19 protein-coding genes are annotated in these 21,733 nt (G+C 68.9%); 11 read left to right on the top strand and 8 right to left on the bottom strand.

Going from position 1 to position 21,733, the window contains the following annotated elements; all coding sequences use genetic code 11:
• Nucleotides 1-2 precede the first annotated feature (2 nt).
• Nucleotides 3-653 carry a GlxA family transcriptional regulator gene (locus ACWGH4_RS11030; RefSeq protein ID WP_453458524.1) on the bottom strand — a complete coding sequence of 217 codons (651 nt, stop codon included), beginning with the start codon at nucleotides 651-653 and terminating at the stop codon, nucleotides 3-5.
• Between the two features lie 483 nt (nucleotides 654-1,136).
• Between ACWGH4_RS11030 and ACWGH4_RS11025 the strand changes: the two genes are divergently transcribed.
• On the top strand, nucleotides 1,137-2,690 hold the full coding sequence (locus ACWGH4_RS11025; RefSeq protein ID WP_453458521.1) for an ATP-binding protein: 1,554 nt from the start codon (nucleotides 1,137-1,139) through the stop codon (nucleotides 2,688-2,690).
• Between the two features lie 58 nt (nucleotides 2,691-2,748).
• Nucleotides 2,749-5,712: a Z1 domain-containing protein gene (locus tag ACWGH4_RS11020; RefSeq protein ID WP_453458518.1), complete on the top strand. Its 2,964-nt coding sequence runs from the start codon at nucleotides 2,749-2,751 to the stop codon at nucleotides 5,710-5,712.
• 43 nt (nucleotides 5,713-5,755) lie between these two features.
• On the opposite strand, the gene ACWGH4_RS11015 is transcribed toward ACWGH4_RS11020, so the two are convergent.
• Nucleotides 5,756-6,871: an MrcB family domain-containing protein gene (locus tag ACWGH4_RS11015; RefSeq protein ID WP_453458515.1), complete on the bottom strand. Its 1,116-nt coding sequence runs from the start codon at nucleotides 6,869-6,871 to the stop codon at nucleotides 5,756-5,758.
• Between the two features lie 85 nt (nucleotides 6,872-6,956).
• A complete protein-coding gene (locus ACWGH4_RS11010) occupies nucleotides 6,957-7,598 on the bottom strand; it encodes an ATP-binding protein (RefSeq protein WP_453458529.1) in 642 nt (213 codons plus the stop codon).
• A 145-nt stretch (nucleotides 7,599-7,743) separates the two neighbouring features.
• Here ACWGH4_RS11010 and ACWGH4_RS11005 point away from each other — a divergent pair, with 145 nt between their 5' ends.
• Nucleotides 7,744-9,093 (top strand): tetratricopeptide repeat protein, encoded by a 1,350-nt coding sequence (locus ACWGH4_RS11005; RefSeq protein WP_453458513.1) that lies wholly within the window; start codon nucleotides 7,744-7,746, stop codon nucleotides 9,091-9,093.
• An 854-nt stretch (nucleotides 9,094-9,947) separates the two neighbouring features.
• On the opposite strand, the gene ACWGH4_RS11000 is transcribed toward ACWGH4_RS11005, so the two are convergent.
• Together ACWGH4_RS11000 and ACWGH4_RS10995 are read right to left on the bottom strand one after the other, a co-directional pair.
• Nucleotides 9,948-11,807, bottom strand: a complete 1,860-nt coding sequence (locus ACWGH4_RS11000) for a VWA domain-containing protein (RefSeq protein ID WP_453458510.1) — start codon at nucleotides 11,805-11,807, stop codon at nucleotides 9,948-9,950.
• 18 nt (nucleotides 11,808-11,825) lie between these two features.
• Nucleotides 11,826-13,034, bottom strand: a complete 1,209-nt coding sequence (locus tag ACWGH4_RS10995; RefSeq protein WP_453458507.1) for an AAA family ATPase — start codon at nucleotides 13,032-13,034, stop codon at nucleotides 11,826-11,828.
• A gap of 321 nt (nucleotides 13,035-13,355) precedes the next feature.
• Here ACWGH4_RS10995 and ACWGH4_RS10990 point away from each other — a divergent pair, with 321 nt between their 5' ends.
• Nucleotides 13,356-13,748: a DUF1304 family protein gene (locus ACWGH4_RS10990; RefSeq protein ID WP_453458504.1), complete on the top strand. Its 393-nt coding sequence runs from the start codon at nucleotides 13,356-13,358 to the stop codon at nucleotides 13,746-13,748.
• Here the strand turns inward: ACWGH4_RS10990 and ACWGH4_RS10985 are convergent.
• On the bottom strand, nucleotides 13,675-14,142 hold the full coding sequence (locus tag ACWGH4_RS10985; RefSeq protein WP_453458501.1) for a GNAT family N-acetyltransferase: 468 nt from the start codon (nucleotides 14,140-14,142) through the stop codon (nucleotides 13,675-13,677). The two genes, ACWGH4_RS10990 and ACWGH4_RS10985, sit on opposite strands and share 74 nt — an antisense overlap.
• 265 nt (nucleotides 14,143-14,407) lie before the next feature.
• On the opposite strand from ACWGH4_RS10985, the gene ACWGH4_RS10980 reads away from it, so the two are divergent.
• From ACWGH4_RS10980 to ACWGH4_RS10965, 4 genes are all read left to right on the top strand, one after another.
• Entirely contained in the window at nucleotides 14,408-15,595 is a 1,188-nt protein-coding gene (locus ACWGH4_RS10980) for a damage-control phosphatase ARMT1 family protein (RefSeq protein WP_453458498.1), read from the top strand.
• 73 nt (nucleotides 15,596-15,668) lie between these two features.
• Nucleotides 15,669-15,869, top strand: coding sequence for a YunG family protein (locus tag ACWGH4_RS10975; protein ID WP_453458495.1), 201 nt, complete (start codon nucleotides 15,669-15,671; stop codon nucleotides 15,867-15,869).
• Complete coding sequence (locus ACWGH4_RS10970) at nucleotides 15,820-16,200, top strand: YunG family protein (RefSeq protein WP_453458527.1); 381 nt, start codon at nucleotides 15,820-15,822, stop codon at nucleotides 16,198-16,200. Before ACWGH4_RS10975 ends, ACWGH4_RS10970 begins: the two co-directional genes overlap by 50 nt.
• Nucleotides 16,170-16,316 carry an alpha/beta fold hydrolase gene (locus tag ACWGH4_RS10965; protein ID WP_453458492.1) on the top strand — a complete coding sequence of 49 codons (147 nt, stop codon included), beginning with the start codon at nucleotides 16,170-16,172 and terminating at the stop codon, nucleotides 16,314-16,316. Before ACWGH4_RS10970 ends, ACWGH4_RS10965 begins: the two co-directional genes overlap by 31 nt.
• Before the next feature lie 47 nt (nucleotides 16,317-16,363).
• Here the strand turns inward: ACWGH4_RS10965 and ACWGH4_RS10960 are convergent, their stop codons facing one another.
• Nucleotides 16,364-16,978 carry a COG4315 family predicted lipoprotein gene (locus ACWGH4_RS10960; RefSeq protein ID WP_453458490.1) on the bottom strand — a complete coding sequence of 205 codons (615 nt, stop codon included), beginning with the start codon at nucleotides 16,976-16,978 and terminating at the stop codon, nucleotides 16,364-16,366.
• 182 nt (nucleotides 16,979-17,160) lie between these two features.
• Here ACWGH4_RS10960 and ACWGH4_RS10955 point away from each other — a divergent pair, with 182 nt between their 5' ends.
• Together ACWGH4_RS10955 and ACWGH4_RS10950 are read left to right on the top strand one after the other, a co-directional pair.
• On the top strand, nucleotides 17,161-18,099 hold the full coding sequence (locus ACWGH4_RS10955) for a CHRD domain-containing protein (RefSeq protein WP_453458487.1): 939 nt from the start codon (nucleotides 17,161-17,163) through the stop codon (nucleotides 18,097-18,099).
• Between the two features lie 144 nt (nucleotides 18,100-18,243).
• A complete protein-coding gene (locus ACWGH4_RS10950) occupies nucleotides 18,244-18,546 on the top strand; it encodes a hypothetical protein (RefSeq protein WP_453458485.1) in 303 nt (100 codons plus the stop codon).
• A gap of 216 nt (nucleotides 18,547-18,762) precedes the next feature.
• Here ACWGH4_RS10950 and ACWGH4_RS10945 read toward each other — a convergent pair whose 3' ends face one another.
• Nucleotides 18,763-20,181, bottom strand: a complete 1,419-nt coding sequence (locus ACWGH4_RS10945) for a DUF445 domain-containing protein (protein WP_453458482.1) — start codon at nucleotides 20,179-20,181, stop codon at nucleotides 18,763-18,765.
• A gap of 112 nt (nucleotides 20,182-20,293) precedes the next feature.
• On the opposite strand from ACWGH4_RS10945, the gene ACWGH4_RS10940 reads away from it, so the two are divergent.
• Nucleotides 20,294-21,538, top strand: a complete 1,245-nt coding sequence (locus ACWGH4_RS10940; RefSeq protein WP_453458479.1) for an SGNH/GDSL hydrolase family protein — start codon at nucleotides 20,294-20,296, stop codon at nucleotides 21,536-21,538.
• The last annotated feature ends 195 nt before the right edge of the window (nucleotides 21,539-21,733 follow it).

Raw genomic sequence — 21,733 nt, 5'->3', positions numbered from 1 at the left:
GGTCAGGCGCGCCACACGGTCCCGCGGCGCTCGTACTCGAGCACCTCCTCGATGAACTGCGCCTGCCCGCCCGTCCGCTGCGGCGCCATGACCGTCATGCGGGCGACATCCGCGGCCACCGCCGCGCCGTGGTCGCGGCGCACCATGTGCGGGCGCAGGTCGAGGCCCGCGGCGATCCCGGCGGACGTCAGGACCTGCCCTTCGTCGACGAACAGCACCGAAGGGTCGACCTGGGTGCCGGGGAACCGGCCGGCCAGCGCGTCGGCGAACCGCCAGTGCGTCGTCACCCGCCGCCCGTCCAGCAACCCGGCCCGGGCAAGCACGAAGGCCCCGGTGCAGATGGAGGCGATCCGCTTCCCCTCGGCGGCCACGTCCTTCAACAACCCGAGCACCCGCGGGTGGGGCTCCTCCTCGGCGGCAACACCGGGCACGATGACGGTGTCGGCGTCCCGGACGTCGTCCCACCGGTACGGGGACGACAGCCGGAACGGCTGCGCGGGCCCGGCACTCGCCGTGACGTCCCGATCGGCACAGACCCGCACGTCGTAGGCGGGAGAACCGTCGGGGTGGGTGGCGAGTGTGAACACTTGGCAGGGAATGGCGAGATCGAAGGCCGACACTCCGTCGAGCGCGAGCACCGCAACTACATGCATACGGCCGGAGCCTACGTCGACGGCTTCTGGGCCCAACTAGCGGTGCCGTAGGGCGGTTTCACCCGCCCTTGCAACGGCCGAAGCCCGACGAGCCGTTCCGGGCACGCGTCGTGCACGCGGTATCGCGGGACGGCGGCACACAACTGGCACCGCGCGGACATCACGGGGTCGCTGCCTTTTCACCCGCCGACTCACACGGGACGGGACGCCGACCGACCAGGGAAGGATGGGTGGACCGGTCGCGGTTCCAAGGGCGGCGCAGGCGGGTCCAGGCGGGCGGCAGGGCGGCTCCGGGCGGCGTTCACGGCCGTGAGCGATCCAGCCACTCCGCAGGCAACACCCATCGCGCTCAAAGCTGAGACGGAGCTGCCGCTGACACTTGTAAAGGACTTGCGATAATCTCGCATTTCACCTGATGAGCTGACGGGCCGCTCTTCCCCCACACGGGCCCAGTCCTGTGTGCATGGGAGAAGTAACCAGTCCATGAGCCATGACTCCGCTGCCTCCTGGCAGTACGAGGTTCCGACCGCCGGCAGCAGGCACCTGCCTCCAGACGCGGGTTACGCCAAAGCACTCACCAATCAGGGCTACGGGTTCGAGGTCGCCGTCGCCGACCTGATCGACAACTCGATCGACGCCGGGGCTGACAAGGTCGTCGTGCACTTCCTACGCGACACGGAGCGCATCCTCAGCCTCCTGATCGTCGACAACGGGCACGGCATGGATGATTCGGCACTGGACGCGGCCATGACCGTGGGACACCGGCGTGACTACGACGACCGCGCTCTCGGCATGTACGGCACGGGTCTGAAGGCCGCCTCCCTCTCTCACGCCGACTCACTCACCGTCGTCAGCCGCACCAAGCGGAGCCGCGCGGCGGGACGGCGGTTGACCGCCGAGGGCATAGCCGACGATTTCCGCTGCGACACCGTTGATCCCGCATACGCACAGGACCTCGTCGACTGTTATGACGGCATCATCGAGTGGCAGGGAACGGTGGTCCGGTGGGATCTCGTGCGCGCGTTCCGTACCGTCACTCCCGGGCAGAGCGATCAGTACCTGTCGCGGGCGATTTCCCGGCTTGAGACCCACCTTGGCCTCTACCTGCATCGCTTCCTCTCCCGCGGACTAGCGCTCGACATCGCGGTGTGGGACGTGAGCTCCGGCGAGGGAATGCTCGGCGAAGAGCTGGACCACATCGCGGTGGAAGCTCTGGACCCCTTCGGTTACAAGGTTCCGGGACGGGCGCAGTACCCCAAGAAGTACAGGGCCCCCGTCGAAGGAGTCGGCGATATCCAGCTGACAGCCCACATCTGGCCGGCCAAGTCCCGGCAGGCGGGCTTCCGCCAGATCGGCTCGCTGAACGAACGGCAGGGCTTCTACTTCTACCGGAACGACCGTCTCGTGCAGGCGGGCGGCTGGAACAACCTGCGCACCCCCGAAGGCCATCTCGCACTCGCTCGGATCGAGGTCGACCTCCCCTCCCACCCAAACCCGGTGTTCAGTCTGGACGTGAAGAAGGAGGGAGTCACGGTGACTCCCTCCTTCACCGTCGGCGTGGAGAGGGCCGTCGACGCCGCTGGCCACTCGTTTCCCGCATACCTGGCAGACGCCGAAGCGACGTACCGGGACGGCGCTAAGCGTTCAGAGATCGTCCGGAAACCGGTGACCGCACCCGGCAAGGGCATCGACCCCAAGATCAAGCGGGTCATCACCGAAGAACTGCCCCAGAAACCCGGCGAAGACCCCATCGCCTTCTCCTGGGTGCCGCTGCCCGCGGACCGCTTCTTCGAGCTCAACCGCGATACCAACACCGTGCTGCTCAACAAGTCCTTCCGCGAGGACTTCAACGATGGCAGACGCGGTGGCGCCAACGACGCGCCCGTCACCAAGACTCTGCTGTACCTCCTTCTGGAGGACTGCTTCGGTCTGGGTCGCTGGGAACGGGGCCGGCAGGACCGTATCGATTACTGGAACACCATCCTGCTCACGTCTGTCAGAACCCAGCGAGAACGCCGCGAACGCGGTATGGACTGACCCGCTCGCCTTCCCTCGTCATCACCGCTCCGACGCTCGACTCATCACAAGGATTCCCGTGTCAGACACGCTCCTGAAGATCCACACCTCCGCGCTGGCGGCGATGCAGGACGGTCCTCGGCCGTTCGGAAAGTGGGCGGCATTCGTCGCTGACGAGGACGCTCCGGACGCGGACCTGACCGAGGAAACCTTCCGGGCCCGGCTGATGGGCTCAGATACCGGCGCCGAAGCGCTCAAGTCTCTCTGGAGCCGCACCCTCACCGCCTGGGACTTCGCTGAGGCTCCGGACTGGGCTCCGGACGCGGCGCCGCGCACCGAGGAGCGCCGAGCGGCCGCATACGAGCTGCTCAGGCTCAGCACGGACCTCCGCAAGGCGCTGGATGACGTCGTACCGGTGCCGGCGATCCCGCCGGCCACTGTGATCACACGGGAGTTCACCCCCTGGTACACGCCCGAGAAGGCGGCGGCACGCGCCTTCTACTGGTCTTCCTACGAGCGCAAGCTCCAGGACAAGGGCTGGTCCGACGCGGCCATCGCGAGTCTGGACGAGGCTAGCCGGGCAGTAGTCGAGCGCCTCGCGGACCCGGAGCAGCCGGAAGCCCGCCAGACCAAAGGGCTTGTCGTCGGTTACGTCCAGTCGGGAAAGACGGCCAACTTCACCGGCGTGACAGCCAAGGCCATCGACGCGGGATACCGGCTGGTGATCGTTCTCGCGGGAACCCTCAACCTGCTGCGTGCGCAGACGCAGAGGCGTCTCGATATGGAGCTGATCGGCCAGGAGAACATCCTCCGGGGCGCCGATCCGGGCGATGTCGACTCCCTTGTGGGCATCGACTACGTCGGCGACGACGACAACGACTGGCCGGACTTCATACGCCACGGTGGGCGCCCGTCCACGCTCGGAGCCTTCGACATCGAACGGCTCACCACCCGGGACAACGACTACAAGAGCCTCGCTCAGGGCATCCGGGCACTCGAGTACGACAAGCGCGAGCCGACCCGGCCACTCCACGACCCCGCGAACCTCCACCGCACGGCAGCCCGCATGGTCGTGGTGAAGAAGAACAAGTCGGTTCTCACCAAGCTGGTGAAGGACCTCAAGCAGATCCACGGCCTTCTCGGCGAGCTGCCGGTCCTGATCATCGACGATGAATCCGACCAGGCCTCTGTCAACACGTCCAATCCCAAGAAGTGGGAACAGGGCCGCACCGAACGCACGGCTATCAATGCCCTGATATCGCAGCTCCTCACGCTTCTCCCGCGCGCACAGTATGTGGGCTACACAGCGACGCCGTTCGCCAACATCTTTGTCGACCCAGGCGACTCCGAGGACATCTTCCCCTCTGACTTCCTGATCTCGCTTCCACGCCCTGCCGGGTACATGGGCGTTCAGGACTTCCACGACCTGGACACCGCCATTCCTCACGAGGAGCGCACCTACGCCAACTCGCAGGAGAAGGCCCACGTCCGCGGGGTCGGGCCAGACATGGACGACCGCCTCCTGGACGCCATGGACTCGTTCGTGCTGTCCGGCGCACTGAAGCTGTTCCGCGCCGACCATGGTGTCCCCGACGGTCCGTTCCGCCACCACACGATGCTGGTCCACGAATCCGTGAAGGTCGATGACCACGCGGACCTCGCCCTGCGCATCAACACCATGTGGCACCAGGCGGGATACGCATCCACCGCCGGCCACGAGCGCCTCGAAGCACTATGGGAGACGGACTTCGCTCCCGTTTGCGAGGCCCGCGCTGAAGGCCTGCCCGTCCCCGCCTCGTACACAGCGCTGCGTCCCTACGTAAGCCGAGCACGCCAGCGCATTGGCTCAGGCGGCAACCCCGTAGTCATCGTCAACGGGAACTCCGACAAGTACTTCGAGCAGCTCGATCTCGACTTCGACCGCACGCCGCATGTCTGGAAGATCCTCGTGGGCGGCACCAAGCTCTCCCGAGGCTTCACCATCGAAGGCCTGACAACGACGTACTACCGCCGCACCACCCAGCAGGCCGACACCCTGATGCAGATGGGCCGCTGGTTCGGGTTCCGCCCGGGCTACCGCGACTTGGTCAGGCTCTACATCGGGCGGGAGGAGCCCCATGGCAAGGGCCAGGCTCTGGATCTCTACGAAGTGTTCGAGGCCATTTGCCGGGATGAGGAAGCGTTCCGCTCCCAACTTTCCCAATACGCCCAACTCGTTGATGGGAAGCCGCAGGTCACTCCATGGCAGATCCCGCCTCTCGTAGCTCAACACCTACCTTGGATCAAACCATCGGCGCGAAATAAGATGTTCAACGCCGAACTGGTCGAAATGAGAACCCCTGGCCAGATAGTTGAACCCACGGCACACCCGACCCACAGCATTGACCTCCAGCACAATACTGAGCTATGGATGCCGCTGGTGAAGAGCATGGGAGGGGATCGAGACGAGTTCACTTACCATCACGCAGATCATGGTCGAACGTACCGCTTGTCTGCACTCACCGCCTCCATCAGTCACAGCGACCTCATGGGAGTGCTGACCAAACTAAAGTGGTGGAACCCCTCTGCCTTCCAACCTCACTTGGAGTACCTGCAGGATCTGAGTCGCCACCCTCACCTGATTGACGACTGGCTCCTTATCGCACCTCAGCACACCTCAGGACGCCGCCTCGAAGCACGGATCAGCGACAGTCAACCTCTCGCCATTTCACACCGCCAGCGCCGCAGGGTCGAACTCTTCGGAAGTATCAGTGACCCAAAGCATCGAGCAACGGCACGGCGCATAGCGGGCGCGCTGCCCCCGACCGCTGATCCCGTCACCGAGCACTTCACGAAACCACGCCGCGGCGCCGTGCTTCTATACCCGGTGATCGAAGAAGATCCTGGCACAGCAATCACAACACGGGGGACCCTGCACCCCGGGAAGGTCGCTATGGTCTTCTCGCTCGTAGCCCCCGCTTCCGCTATCCCGCCTGGCTCAGGTCTTGTGCGCTTCCGCGCCATAAATTCTGCACTCAAGAACCCGATCGTCACCATCGGTTAGCGTGCTCGACCCTGGGCATTGCCAGCACAATCCGGGCATCGGATCAACCAACCATATTCCACTCTGCAGCGAGGGCTGACCCGCTCCAGCCACCACTCGCCTTCCAGATGGACGCGATGCCGTGTCCCTCCAGGTAGTGCGAGTAGACTCCTATATCTTCCGTGAAGAGACCTATGAGATGGGGCCGAGGCAAGCTCTTCTCGCCATAGAGGAAATAGCTATACTCGTGCAACTGGCCCATAACTTCACGCACTGCCGAGGTTGGATTCCCTGCACGAATAACCTTCACCTCGACAAGCCACTCAGGAGCGCCCGAATCCATCGAGCGAGGAACCCTCTCGCGTAGCACCAAGTCCCTGGGATGCACTAGGTCAGTGATCGGCTTATATCCCCGCTCTAGCACATATGGCCCAAACTGGGCGATCAAACGTTCATGGTCGCGATTCTTGACTTGCTGCCTGGCTGGAATATTCGCCAGGTATTCACTGCTATTTTTCGGATGGAACCCACCTAGCGGATCTTCCACAGCATGACCCACGCCTTCATAACCAACCTGGGTGGTGCTCTTACCCTCATCGATCATCCACACTTTCTCAGCTGCCGCCGCATCCTGAAGCAACCGAGTCGCCCGTAGAAGATCGGCCTGAATTTTCACTTCCGGAGGAAGGCTGGCCACTTGATAAGCGCGCGCGACGATACTCCCTTTTTCGTAAGCCTGCGCCCTCGCTCCACGATCTCGAAAATCAGGCTGCCTCTGCCACCCCTGCAGACTGTCCCCAGGCATCTGTTGACGAATTCCAGCGGCCCGACGGGCGAGGTGTTGCCGCAGAGCGATCCCCCTGCCAAGTTTCCGCTCGAGGTTCGTCGAACCCTGCTGGAGCGTGAGTGTCACGGTCCGCAGATCGGCACTGAAGATGTACGCCAAGTACAAGCCCTGCTTGGGATCTTCAGTGATACGGGGATCGAACACTCCGATCCAGGGCGTTGCAGCCGCTGTTCCTTGACCACCCCTCGCCTTCGCTATGTAGCCGTCAGGCAGGGTCAAATCCTTGCGCTTTTGCACGCTACGCAGCAACTGCTGGCCAGGTACATGTCCCTCGGTACCGGCGCCGGCGTCGTACAGCTCAGCCACTCGCAGGAGCAGGTCTCTCATGTCCATGACCAGACGCTACTTCATGAACATTGCCAATAGCCCAGGGATCGATCGAATCTCGGGGCAGCGATGCTGAACCCACGCGCGACGGCTATTCAATCTCCGACAGCACCTGTGCCCGGTCCAGCGCCTCGTCCGGGTCGCAACCGTGGGCGCGTAGCCAGAGCAAGATGTCGGTGATCACGTCGATCGCCGACTCCTGTGCCCTAGCGACGCTCAAGCTGCTGCGGCCTGAACCTGAGGGGTGGTGGACAGTGCAGTAGAGGCCGATCAGGATCTCGGCACGGGTGACGCCCGGGTCGCTGACATGGCCGTCGGGGGCCGTAAGTCCGGTGGACAGCTCGCACCACGTGATCTTGCTGTCTGCGCGGAGGATCACGCCCCAGTGGTCGGCCGTGGCATCGACCAGGGCCATACCCCGGCGGGCCTCGTCATCGACGTGCGCCGAGATCAGCGTCGGCAGGGAGCGGGCGTCCGGGTCCTGGACTTCTAGACGCAGGAAAGTGCCGTTCATCGAGACCGTCAACGTGGTGGGTGTCAGGTCCCCGACGTGACAGATCACGTTGGCAACCAGCTCCGTGACGCAGATCTGGGCCGCATCAGTGAGGTGCGGCAGGCCCCACTGGCGCAGGTGCAACCCCAGAACGCGCCGCAGGGCGGACAGTTCCCGCGCCTCGGCCAGGAATGGCAACTCCCAGCCCTTCCGCAGTACTTCGCTCCGACATGCGTTCATGTCCACCAGCCGCTCCGTCTCGCTCTGCTTGTGCCACCCGACACCCGGGCGCGCTAACGTTCAGTGAACCGACCGGCACAGCGGGTGGGTATGGCCCTTGCTCGGCGGCGAGTTGAAAGTCCTGAATTCCGGGGAAGGTCACTTCATGAGCGCCCGTACACCGAACCGTGCACTCGCAGCCCTCATCGCCGAAGCCCGTTGGACGAACGGCGAGACCGCTCGCGCAATCAACAGGGCTGGGGCGGAGCTGGGGTTGTTCCTGAGGTATGACGACTCGGCCGTGTGTCACTGGCTGACCGGCACCATGCCGCGCAGGCGGGTGCAGCCCGCCGTCGTAGAGGCGTTCTCACGACGGCTGTCGCGGCCGGTGTCGGCGAAGGATCTCGGGTTCACCCCCGCTGAGGACTTCGCGCTACGGGACCTGGATACGGTGACAGGACTGGTCGAACTGGGGAGCGTGGACATGGACCCATCCCGCAGAGCGGTACTCGGCAGCGCCGGCCTCTACTCCGTCGCGGCACTGATTCCAGGGTTTACCGATCTCGTCGGCCGCTTCGACGCTCATAGACGCAATCTGCACCTGCGGATCGGCCAGGGGGAGATCGACGCCGTCATCACCACGTCCGAGCGGATCAGCGAGATCGACGACATGTTCGGCGGGCGACACGCACGCCCCATGGCGGCAGCGTTCCTCGTCAATACCATCGCTCCGTACCTTAAGGCTGACGGCCCGGAGCCCATTCGCAGGGCCATGCTTTCGGCCGCCGCCGATCACTGCTATCTCACGGGTTACATGGCCATGGACGAGCGATCCGACGGGCTCGCGCAGCGGTACTACACGAAGGCATTGGAGCTGGCGGGGGGCGCGGGTGACCATCTCACATACTGCACGACGCTTCGCGGCATGAGCGTGCAGGCTGTGGATCTGGGACACGGCGCCAAGGCACTCGAACTAGCCGACGCCGCTGCTGCTGCAGCCCCTCAAGCCGGTCCCCGTATGCTGGCGTTCCTCGCCGGCCAGCAGGCTCATGCGGCTGCCCGGACCGGCGATCGGGTCGTCGCGCTGCGGCGGATCCACGAGGCTGAGGCCGCGATGGACCGCGCCGAGTCGCGCGCCAAGGCATTCGGCTCATACGATCCGGCGGCCCTGAACTACCACATAGGGCAGGTCCGGTACGAGCTCGGTGACGTCGCCGGGTCCGTGGAGTCGTTGGAGGAGTCGAACCGGATGCGCGAACCTGTCTACCGCCGGGCCCGCGTCCGCCACGGCGCCACGCTCGCCGAGCGGAAACTGCGGCTGGGTCGGCTGGAGGAAGCTTGCGGTGACTGGCACCGGATGCTCGACGATTACGCGCACGTACAGTCCGGCCGCTGCGACGATCGGTACCGGGCCATGATGTCCGCCATTCGGCCCCACATCCAGAACCGATACGCACGCGAACTCTATGAACGGGCTCGACTCGTGGCTCCCCGCTCGGCCCAGCCTGTGCCATGACCAAACACACGGACCTCGGCGTCCCGCTCGCGCCTGGTGCCCACCGTGCCCTGGAATCAGTGAGGTGGTCGTCCAGCAGGCCGACGCCCATCTGCCGTCCTAGAGCTTTCGCACTCTTCCCGTTGTCCTGATGCTCCAGGTGGCGCGTGACTGGACGTACAGCAGGCCGGCCTGCTTCGGTGTGGTGGCCGTTGCCGTGAACACCCCCGCGCCCTCACACAGCAGGGTGGTGGAGTACGTGACGCCCGATGCCCAAGCAACGAGCCCGGGTCGTTCGCCTGGGGAGTGCTGCCCAAGCGATAGCCAGCGCTGATCGGGCAGGTGTGTGACGCGTTGCCTGCAGACCAGCGCAGCACGCGACGCTCGACGCGCTCCTCGAGGAGACCTCCGAGGGAATGATCGAGCCGCTCGCCGAGGATGCGCACGGCGAGCGCTGGCGCATGGACAGGGGCACTTTGGGCGGTCCTGGTTCGACGTGCCGTTCCAGTGGGCCGAGAGCTATTTCTGCAGCCGGCTCCGGGAAACTTCGTGCGGGCGCTCTCGACCGCCGGCTCGGCTGACCGACGGCGTTGGCCGGTCTCAGCCGCCACCAGGACCACGACGCGGATCACGAGCAGGACTTCGATCGAAGCGGCGCCAGGCAGGGCCGCCGCCCCGGCTCCCATGCCTCCTCTTTCGCGTGATTCACCGAACCGGCTGGTCGGTAACGGCGCCCCGGAGCAGACTTCCCGCAGCGCATGCGGCTCGGTGCTTCGGGGAGCTGAGTGGCGCTCAGCGCCTCCACGGTCGTCGCCTGCTTCTGCGCCATGGAGCGGCTCCTCTCCCGCGTCGCGGTTGCGGTAGAAGAGCCCGATTCAGATCACCCGGAACAGATCCGCCGCCGCGTGGACGTCCGTCAGGTCGTCGATGGTGCGGAGGTTGTCGCACAGCGCCTCCAGCACCGATCCGACTTCGGCGGCGCGCGGGGCGCCGATCGCCATGCCGAAGACCCGGAAGCCCAGTAGGTGCTTGGCGTCGTTCCAGCAGCGCATCCATTCCTCGGTGACGCCGCATTCGTCGTCGGTGATCATAACGATGTCGCCGCGCGTGCGTGCGGCGTCGTTGAACTCCTCCCCCAGCAGGTCCTTCGCCACTGTCAGCGGCGCCTGGTAACTGGTGCCGCCGCCGAGGAAGGTCTCCGCGAAGTCGAGGACCCCGTAGATGTCGGCAGGCCGGTCGGCCGGGAAGCGGAAGACCTGGACCTTGTCGGCGGAGGAGAACAGGATGCCGACGAAGTCGCGCCCCGCGTGGCGGGCCTGATCCAGCAGCGCCAGGGCGCACGCCTTGGCCCACGCCTCCCGGGTGACTCCGCCGGGCCCTTCCACGTACATGGAGTGCGAGGTGTCCACGCACGCGATGATCGCGCCCCTGCCGGTGCTCTGCTCTCCCTGGCTGTCGTAGAGCATCAGCTCCCCGGCGGCGTAGCGCGCGGCGAACACCGCACGCAGCTCAGGCAGGCCGAGGTTGGCCAGTTCGGAAGGGATGACGCGGGAGAGGTCGTTGCCGAGTGTGACGCCGACCAGTTCCCCGGCGGCGTTCTCCACCTTGCGGGCACGCTCACCGTCGGCCATCTGCCGGAAGCGGCCGATCAGTTCGGCCCACTGCGCGAGACGGCCGGTGCGCAGCCGCTCCGCGAGCCGCGCACGCTCGTCGAACGGCATCCGCTCCAGCTCGCCGGGACCCACGCCCCATGCCCGCATCAGCGCGGCTTCCTGCCGCACGGCCTCGGCGGCCTTCGCCGCCGCGTTCCGCGCGGCCGCGCGGATACCGGGGGTCGCCGCCGCGAGGAACTGCGCGGCGTCCCGGGCGGCCCGCCGCTCAGCGGTCTCCGCGGCCTCGGCCGCCTCGATCGCCTGGTGCACGGCGTCGGCGGCCCGGGCCGGTACGGTGCCGTCCTCGTCGGCCGCGTCGGCGGCCTGCTGGAGCGCCTCGCTCACGGCGGTCGCCGCTCCTTCGATGCCCTGCTGGGCCTTCTTCGACTGGTCGGCCCGCCCCTGGGCGTCCCGGGAACGCTCCAGCATCCGTCGGAGCGCGGCGGCCTGGGCGAGCACGGCCATGGCGGCGGCATAGGGGTCGCCTGCCGTCTCCCGGCGCAGCTCGGCGAACTCCGGTGACTCCATGAGCGAGGTGATGACCTGGTGGTTGACCAGCCGGGACGGGTCCATCTCGGCCCGCTCGCGCAACCGCGGGGCGACCTTGTAGGCGGCCAGGAACGCGTCGGTCAGGAGGTCGGTGGTGTGGCCGTCGTGCCGGCCGAGCTCCTCGGCCAGATCGCGCAGTCCGGCCGACTGCTCGTAGGTGTCGCGCCAAGTGATCCGGTCGAACCGGTCCCCGACCACTGCCGCGGTGTGCCGCTCGGGAGCGGCGGCGGACAGGCCCAGCCACTTCCCGGCCAGGCTCGCCAACTCGCCCAGCCCGGCCGATGCCTCGCGCGGCTTGCTCACCCTCTCACCCAGCTTGCTCGCCCTCTCACCCAGCTCGCTCGCCGACTCACCCGGCATGCCCGGCGTCCAACCCGACTCGTCAGCCGCCCCGCCCGGCATGCCCGGCGTCCCACTCGACTCGCCGGCCGCCCCGCCCAGCCGGCTCACCGTCTCACCCAGTTCGTCCGGCCCGCCGCCTGTCGCATGCGGCCCGCCCCATGTCGCGTCCGGCCGGGCCCCTGTCTCACCCATGGTCCTGTTTCCCCGTGGTTAGAGCTGGGCCTGCACCATGCTCGCGTCGACACCGAGGGCCTCGGTGAGAACGCGGGCGCGGAGGGCGCGCTGACGGCCGGTGACCCGGTCGATGGCCGCGGTGGAGCGGCCGGCGTTCGCCGCCTCCTCACGCAGCTTCTCCAGCCGCTTCCCCGCCATGGCGAGCTTGTTGTGGGCCTTCTTGATGACCCACTCGCTCAGTGCCTCTCGGGACTGCCCGGCCATGGCGTCGAGCTGGGCCTCCAGTTCCTCGATGGTGTCGGCCAGGTCGAGCGCCTCCTTCGCGTCGGGGTTGACCAGTTGCAGCACCTCGCGCTCGACGGTCGGGCGTTCGGCGGGAGAGTCCCACAGCACGTGGGTCAGCACCGACAGGTCGGTCTCGGCGACCGCCGGGCGGCCGTCGAGGTACGCGGACGCCTGGAGCAGGCGCACCGCCTGCCGCCAGCGGCGGTCGGACGCGACGAGTTCCTTGCGGCGCAGCGCGGCGCGCAGCGTGCAGATGGCGTCCACGATCATGTCGGGGACGTCGACGGCCGGGACGGAATCGGTCACGGCGTGCTGCAGCGCGGCCAGCTCGATCGAGGTCCGTGTCGGTGCGGCCGGGCGGCTGACGGCGGAGCGGACCAGCGCGGCGAAGTTCGACGGGTCTGCCAGGTACCCGACCTCGATCCGCACCAGCAGCCGGTCGTAGATCGCGGCCGTGTCCTCTCCGCCGGGCAGTTCGTTGCTCGCCGTGATGGCTCCGATCAGGGGGCAGTGGATCGGCTCGCCGCCGCTCTCGGGGTGGTAGATCCGCTCGTTGAGGTAGCCCAACGTCTCGTTCAGCGCCGCCGTGGAGCACTTGAAGATCTCGTCGATGAAGGCGACGTGCGCGGTCGTGGCCCGGCCGTCGTAGACCTGGCGGTACTCGCCCCGAGCCAGCGCGGCGACGTCGATGGGCCCGAACATCCTCGTCGGCGCGGTGAACTTCGACAGGAGGATCTCCCAGTAGGCCGCCCCGTCGATCCTGCTCGTGAGCTCCCGGGCCATCTCGGACTTCGCCGTTCCGGGCGGGCCGAGCACCAACGAGTGCTGCCCCGCCAGCAGCGTCCCCACCAGCGTCCGGACCACGTCGGCCCGCTCGTAGAAGCGGTCCGCCAGCTCGTCACTGATCGCCCGCAGCCGGCCGGCCGTGTCCAGCACGTCCTGTGCGTCCTGTGCGCCCATGTTCCACTCCCCGCCTGTGACGCCCTCTTGGTTCTGAGGAGACGGCCCCTGGCCTCGGAAGCCACGAGGACGTGCCAAGTAGCCGAGGGTGGTAACGGTGACGCCGTGCTGTTCTCAGAAACGGTCCTTTGCCGGAGCGAGATCAAGTGCAGGCCGCGACGCCCCCCACGCCCCCATCCATCTCCGATCGGTTGTCAAAATACGTTCTCACGCGAAGGCGGGCGGCCTCCTTTCGGGACTGCCTCGGGCGGAGCGAACCGGCGCGACCGCGACCGGCCCCCGGTTGTTCGAGCCGCTGTCCTGCCTGCCATGCTCCCCGGCGTGCTCTTCCGTACCGCGACACGCTCCGGCAGCACGGCGGACGCGCCCGAGGTGCGGCTGTGGCGGTTCAACGTCGGCTTCTACAAACTGCTCCTCGCCCTCGGCCTGATCGCCGTGTTCGTGGCGCTGCACCTGGGGCACGAGACGGTCGGCCGCACGCTGATCATCTACTTGTCGTTCTTCATGATCGGCGGCGGGATCATGCTCTTCGTCTCCGATCCCGAGCTGTGGCGCGGCTCCCTCGGGCAGGCGCTGCCCCCGGCCGTCGTGCTACCGGCCGACGTCCTCCAGCGCGACGCTTACGGGGGCCGGGAGGCGATCAGGCGACGGTCATCCGGTAGATCTGCCGAGAGCCGCCCTCCGGGCCCGGTTCCGTGGCCTCGGCCGGGGTGAATCCGAGGCGTTCGTAGAAGACGCGGGCGCCGCTCGTGACCGCGCCGGGGTGGTCGGGGCCGAAGGTGACGACCTCGACGGTGGCCGGTCCGCTCCGCACGAACCGGCTCACGGCATCGGCCATCAGCGCCTTGCCGACGCCCCGGCCGCGAGCCTGTGACGAGACCACGAGCCAGTGGACGTGGTGGGTCGGGTGGCTCGGGCCGAACAGGAGACCGCCGAGCAGGTCCGGTCCCCCGGAGGTGGCGACGAGCGCGGTCGACCGGCCGATGTGCTCGGTCACCGCCTGGTGGAAGCCGGGGTCGTCGACCATCGGTCCGAACCAGTGCTCGACCTGCGCCGCAAGGCCCAAGTAGCCCTCGAAGTCGCCCTTCTGCGCCGTCCTGATCTCCATCAGGGAAGTCTGGCACGGCGCGCGCCGGTCTCCGTCCGCATGGCTGACCGGCGCGGGAGTCCTGGCTGACACTCGAGCCACGGGGCAGGCGCAGCGCGTGGTGTCCCGCGCGCCCGGCGGGTACGGTCGGCCCGTGCCGGGACGCGATACGGCGAGGTGCCGGACGCCGGGCGTCACGGGCCTGCCCCCGGACCGGCCCACGGCGGCGCGCCCGCACCGATGCCGCCCGTGGCCCGAGAAGCGACCGAGGAGTACGTGAGACCTGATGCCGGCCGAAGTGATCGTGAGCAGCGAACCCGGCTCGTTCCCCTGGGCCGTCCTGGCCGAACGGCACCCGGTGCTCATCCAGCAGGTGCGGGACGCGTTTCCCCTCGAGCCCGCGCAGCACGCCGCCCTCGACGCTCTGCTCGCCGAGGCCACGGAGGGCGTGATCGAGCCGCTCGACGCGGACGCGCACGACCGTGAGCGGTGGGCCGCGTGGGGGCGGGAGCACTTCGGCCGGTCCTGGTTCGACGTGCCGTTCCTGTGGGCCGAGAGCTTCTTCTACCGCAAACTCCTCGGCGCTCTCGGCTACTTCACTCCCGGCCCCTGGCAGGGCATCGATCCCTTCGGTCCCTTCAAGGCCGCCGAACTGGCCGGCAAGCTGGTCGACGAGGAGCTCGCCGCCCTCGACGAACTGTCCGGGCGGCCCGCCGACGTCCAGGCGCCCGCGCTCCTCCTGGGTTCCCTGTGGGGCAATCGCGCCGATCTCGGCTTCCGTATCGACTCCGGCGGCGCCCACGAGTCGACGGCCGCCGGCCGGGACTCGGGTCTGGTGGCCGACGAGAGTGCGGCGCTGTGGGCCCTCCTGCCGACCGGCGGCGCGGCGACCGTGCACCTCGTCGCGGACAACGCGGGCCGGGAACTCATCCCCGACCTCGTCCTCATCGACCACCTTCTGCACTCGGAGCGTGCCGCGGACGTGGTCCTCCATGTGAAGCCGCACCCGTATTACATCTCGGACGCGACCATGTCGGACGTCGTCGACAGCCTGCGCCGGCTCACCCACGCGCCCGCGGCCGGTTACGCCGCCGAGATCGGCCGGCGCCTGTGGGCGGCGACGGCCGCCGGGCGGCTGACGGTCCGCGCGCACGAGTTCTTCTGCGCTCCGTTCCCGTACAGCGCGATGCCCGACGATCTGCGGGAGCAGTTCGCGGCCGCCACCGTGACGGTCCTGAAGGGCGACCTGAACTACCGGCGTCTCGTCGGCGACCAACTGTGGTCCCCGACAACGCCTTTCGCGGAGCGGACGGCGTACTTCCCGGGCCCGGTCGCGGCGTTGCGCACCCTGAAGTCGGACGTGATCACCGGCCTGGACCGCGACGTCCTGGCCGCTCTCGAGGCGAGCGGGGAGGCATGGCGCACCAGCGGCACCCATGCGTTGGTGCAGGTCGACACCCGGTCCCGACGCTGAGGGTGCCGCGTCGGCTCAGCAGGTGGACCGCCTGCCCCGGGGGCTGTCAGTGGCCTACGGCATCCTGCAGCGCATGGCACCGCACACCCTGACGGGCATCGAGAACGCTCTGCGCGCCTCCTGGGCGGCCGACACCTGCTCCGCCGACGACGAGGAGCGCGCCGGGTGGAGCGCCGACAACCCGGCGTGGGGGCACTGCGACATAACGGCCCTCGTCGTGCACGATCTGTTCGGCGGCGATCTCGTCGTCGGCGAGGTGCACCCTGGACGGTGAACAGCACGGCTTCCACTGGTGGAACCGGCTGCCCGACGGCACCGAGATCGACCTCACCCGCGACCAGTTCCGGCTCGGCCAGACGGTCACCGCCGGCCGTACCGTCACCAGGCCCGCGGGCCGGCCCCGGCGTCGCGCGGAGGAGTACGAGCTGCTGGGCCGCCGGGTCCGTGCCCGGCTGGCCGGCTGCCCCATGGTCGCGCAGCAGCCGGCGGAACCGGACATGTCCGGGGCGACCACTGGGACGACTGGCCGGCGAGCGACTGCCCCGAACTGCTCGTCCACGGGACCGACAGCGATGTGCTCGGCGCGGAGCACGCGGCGGCCATGACCGCCCGCCGCAAGAACACCCGGCTCGTGTCACTCCCCACGGGCCACACGGTGCACGACACGGCTCCGGCCAAGTTCGCCGCGGCCGTACGGGAGTTCCTCGCGCAGCTTCCGTAGGCAACGGGCCGGACCAGACCTGACCGGGGCCGGTCCCGGAGGGCCCGTCACGCCTCCGATTTGATGAGCTTGCCGTCCGCCGCGACCACGAACCACTCGCCGTCCAGCCCCTGGCCGTTCACGTCGCCGGCCGTCACGTCGCCCACGTAGTAGTACAGCGGCCAGTCGCCGTAGACCGCCTGCTCCGCGCCCGCGCCGAGCTTGATCTCCTTCAGCAGCGACGCGTCCGTGCCCTCGCCGGCCGTCACGTCCTTGGCGGAGATCAGCGCCGGCCAGACCGCGATGCAGTCGGAGTCGCAGTTGGCCTGGCCCGGCTTGTCCTTGGTGAATCCGTACAGCGTGCGGCCCTGGTCGTCGACGAGGATCGTGCCGAGGTCCGACTCCGCGGTCCTGATCGAGATGGAGGGGGCGGGCGGCTGCTTCGGCGCTGCCGCGTCCGCGGACCCGTCCGCGGCGGGCTGCTCCTCCGCCGGCGCCTCCGCCGGGGCTCCCGCCGGGGACTCGGCCTGCTGCTGGTCCGCCGGCTTCCCGGCCGCACCCGCTCCGTACGACGAGCCCGAGCCGCCGGAGTCCTCGCACGCGGTCACGGTGAGCAGCGCCAACGCCATCAGCGGGGCTGCGATCAGGGCCTTGGTGCGGCCAGGGTTCCGGGTGCTGCGCATGGTGGTGTCCCTCGGCTTCCGGGTGTGTGAACAGCTGTGCGTACGGCGGGTGGTACGGCCTCAACTGATCTGCTGTTCAATCGGATTCAGCGGATTCCTCATTTGAACGGGCCGCCCGGGCGACGCGTACAAGACCCCGACCGACCACGACCGGTCGGCCCAGAATGAGAGGTTCATCCGCAATGCACAAGCGCACTCTCGCCGTGCCGGCCGCCGCCCTCGTGCTGGCCGTGGCCGGCGTCGTCCCAGCCGTCGCGCACGACAGCCACGGAGGCGGGCGAAGCAGCGCACACACCGCTGCCACGTTCACCAAGCCCAGCCACGGCAAGGCCGTCACCTTCGCCGTCGTCATGACCGGCGCGCACGAGGTGCCCGACGCGAGCGGGGCGGCCGTGAACGACCCGGACGGGAAGGCGGTCGCCCTGATGCAGGTGAAGGGCGACCGGGTGGTCTTCGCGATGCAGTGGCAGGGATTCGTACCCAGCCAGGGCCACATCCACGAGGGCGCCGCGGGGCAGAACGGCGATGTGAAGGTGCCGCTGTTCGGCACCGCGATGCCCGAGTCGCTGCATTCGGCGGCAGGGCACACGACCCTCACCGACGCGGCGCTCGCCAAGAGCCTGACCGAGCATCCCTCCGGGTTCTACATGAACCTGCACAGCGAGGAGTTCCCCGGCGGGGCCGTGCGCGGCCAGCTGAAGCAGCTCCACGAGAACATCAATCCGCTCCACATCATCAAGGGCGGCAAGCTGCGCGCCCTGGCCAACGGCGCCCAGGAGGTCGCCAACAATGACGCGACGAAGGTCAACGACCGGGACGGCAAAGCGGTGACGTTCCTGCACCCCAAGGGAACGACCGTCGACTTCTCGCTCGCCTGGGCGGACATCAAGGCGCCCGCCGCCGCCCACATCCACAAGGGTGACTTCGGCAAGAACGGCGACGTGGTGCTGGGCTTCTTCGACAAGCCGGTACCGGAGGGCCTGTTCGCCGTCTCGGGCCGGCTGCACGACCAGCAGGCCGGAGTGGTCAAGGAGATCCGTGACAATCCGTGGGGCTTCTACTCCAACATCCACACGGAGGAGTTCCCCGACGGTGCGGTCAGGGGCCAGCTCTTCCACTAGGACGAGGACGTTCTAGGCTCGGAACGGCACGACCCAACGACCTGAACGACGGCGGAGCGGCACGACGGCACGGCCCCCCGACACCCCCGTCGGCACAGGCAGCACGTCGGCACGACGACAGCGAAAGCGCGAGAGGCGGCAGCAATGGCCAGGGTTCCCGCAGCGGCGGTGGCGGCAGGCGGACTCGTCGGCGGGTACGGAGTCGCCCGCTGGACCAGGAAGCGTCCCCTCGGCGGCGTCGTCCTCGCCGCCGCGGGGGCCGTGGCCGCCCGGCAGTGGCATCAGGACGCCGGGCCGAAGGCGGCGGCCGGGCTGAGCGCCGCGTACGTCGCCGCGTTCGCCGGGTCGCACCCGCTCGCCAAGAAGGTCGGCGCCTGGCCCGCGGTGTTCACGGTGGCCGCCGGGGTGGCGCTGGCCTCGTGGACGGTCACCCGGCGCAGCGGCTGACCCGGTACGGGGACGAGCCCGGGCCGTAGCCGGCCCGAGCTCCCGCGCGGGTGAAGGGACGGGCTGCCACACGGGTGAAGGGACGGGCTCCCGCATGCGCGACGGGACGGGATCCGAAGAAGGTGCGGCGCGCACTGAACGCCGGCCGCACCCCGCACGTATTCATCCGTACCTCCCCATGAGGCGTTGGGCGCGTGACCGTCGGGCAGGGACCGGTCACGCGCCCAGCGCATGCGCCACGGTGTAGATGAGCAGACCGGCCAGGGCGCCGACCACCGTGCCGTTGATCCGGATGAACTGCAGGTCGCGGCCGATGTGCGCCTCGATCTTCCGGGAGGTGTGCTCCGCGTCCCAGCTGGCGACGGTGTCCGAGATGAGCGACGTGATCTCGCCGCGGTAGGTGGTCACGACGTACACCGCGGCGTCCTCCACCCAGCCGTCCACCTTCGCCTGGAGCCGGCTGTCCGTCGCCAGGCGCGAGCCCAGGGACAGCAGCGACGCGCGGGCCCGCAGGCGCAGCTCGCTGCGGTCGTCCTCGGCCGCCGAGATGATCATCGCGCGTACGGAGGACCAGACCGACGCGATCACGTCCTGAACCTCCGAGCGGGCCAGCAGCTCCGACTTCAAGCGCTCGACGCGCGCACGGGTGTCCGTGTCCGACTGGAGGTCGGCGGCGAAGTCCCCGAGGAACCGGTCGATCGCCCCGCGCGCGGGATGGCCGGGCATGTCGCGCATCTCGGTGACGAAGCGCAGCAGCTCCTTGTAGACGCGCTCGCCGATCTTCTTGTCCACGAAGCGCGGGGTCCAGCCGGGGGCGCCGCCCTCGACCGCGTCCATCACCGAGTCGGAGTGGAAGATCAGCCAGTCGTGCGCGCGGGTGCAGATCAGGTCGACGGCACGGTGGTGCGCACCGTCGGCGACGACCTTCTGGAGTGTCTTCCCTATGCCGGGCGCGATCTCGACGGCCTCCGCGCGGCGGGTGATCGCCTCGCCGACGACCGCTTGCACGTCGGAGTCGCGCAGCACGGTCAGCGCGCCGCGCAGGGCGGTGGACAGCTCGGCGGTGACGCGGTCGGCGTGGGCCGGCTGGGCGAGCCACGCGCCGAGCCGGCTGCCGATGCCGACGGCCCGCAGCCGGACGCGTACGACGTCGGCGGAGAGGAAGTTCTCGCCGACGAACGAGCCGAGGGAGGCGCCGAGCTGGTCCTTCTTGTTCGGGATGATCGCGGTGTGCGGGATCGGGATGCCGAGCGGGTGGCGGAAGAGGGCCGTGACGGCGAACCAGTCGGCGAGCGCACCGACCATGCCGGCCTCCGCGGCGGCCGCGACGTAACCGGCCCAACCGCCGAGGCCCGCGTTCTTCGCCCAGGTGGCGAGGACGAAGACGAGTGCGACGCCCAGCAGCAGACCAGTGGCGGTCATCTTCATCCGCCGCACACCGCGCCGCTTCTCCTCGTCGGCCTCGGTGTACGCGAAGGCGGGCAGCGCCGTCGACGGCGCGACCCCGGCCTCCGGCCGGCCGGGCCCGCCGGCGCCACCGTCCGGACCACCGCCGGGCCTACCGCCGCCTTCCACGGCTCCGCCCCGCACGGCCCGGTCGGGGCCGCCCGGCTCATCCGGTTCTGTACGTTCCATCCGCTCCACCCGTCCGCGCTGCGTCCGCACGCAATGTCCCTACCACTCGTCCCTACATCAGGTACTCCCGGGCGGCACATCGAGTTCCCGTGCCATGCCGGATGATGTGTCCATGAACAAGCGTCAGGGGTATGTGAACCTCGCTGCCCTCATGGCCACGATCGCCCTCATATGCGGTGGTATCTACCTCGGAGTCGGCACCGTCAAGAAGGGGCCCGCCGTCCGTACGCCCCCGTCCGCGACGCCGGTGTGGATCGGCACCTGGTCCGCGAGCCCCGTCTCCGCCGCACCGGCCACCTCCGCCGTCGGCGGGCCCAGCGGCCGCGCGGGCCGCTCCGTACGGAACGTCGTCCACACCAGCATCGGCGGCACCGCCGCCCGCGTCACCTTCTCCAACCTCTACGGCACACAGCCGCTGCTGATCACCGGCGCGTCCCTCGCGGTGCGCGCCGGTGACGGGGCCGCCGCCGAGACCGGCACCCTGCGCCGGATCACCTTCGGCGGGGCGCACGAGGCGACCGTCGAACCGGGCGGGCAGGTCGTCAGCGACCCCGTCGTGCTGCGGATCCCCTACGACGGCGACCTGCTGATCTCGGTCCACACCCCGGCGCCCGGCGGCCCGGTCACCACGCACCCGCACGCCGTCCAGACGTCGTACCTGGCGGACGGCGACCTCGCGCAGGACGAGAGCGGCGAGGCGTTCACGACGCAGATCCGCTCCTGGCACCACATCACCGCCGTCGATGTGCTGACCGCCCAGGCACGCGGCGCGATCGTCACCGTCGGCGACTCGATCACCGACGGCATCACCGCGACCCCGGACCACGACAACCGCTGGCCCGACGTGCTCGCCGACCGGCTCGGCGGCCGCTACGGCGTCCTCAACCAGGGCATCAGCGGCAACCGGCTCCTCGAGTACGGGCGCGGCCCCAGCACCCTGGAACGCTTCGACCGCGACGTGCTGGGCCGGTCCGGCGCCCGTACCGTGATCGTCGCCATCGGCATCAACGACGTACTGCGCGCCCCCCACGCCCCGACCGCCGTCAACGTGACCGCGGGCCTGACCGAGCTGGCCGACCGCGCCCACGCGCGTGGCTGGCGCGTGATCGGCTCCACGCTGGCGCCCTGCGGCGGCCACCACCGCTGCACGGCCGCGGCCGACGCCGAACGCCTGAAGATCAACACGGCGATCCGTACGGGCGGCATCTTCGACGCGGTCGTCGACTTCGACCGGGCGCTGCGCGATCCGTACGCACCGGGGAGGCTGCTGCCGCTGTACGACTCCGGGGACCATCTGCATCCGAGCGACGCGGGGTATGCGCGGATGGGGCGCGCGGTGGATCTGTCGATGCTGTAGCGGGGGCGCGGCGCCCGCGCGGGCTTGTTCCCCTCCCCGCCCCTTCCCGCTGTACCGATGTGCGGCTCCGCCGCATAGCGGGGCAGGCCCCGGACCCCGTACCGCGCTCCGCGCGGTGTCCTCAAACTCCCCCTACGGCCTGAAGTTGCCTGGCAACTCCAGCCTCGCCGGCGTTGAGGCGCAGGGGTACGGGGC

The organism is Streptomyces sp. NPDC054847, from assembly GCF_053610925.1.
This window is presented reverse-complemented; position numbering and strand designations above follow the sequence as displayed.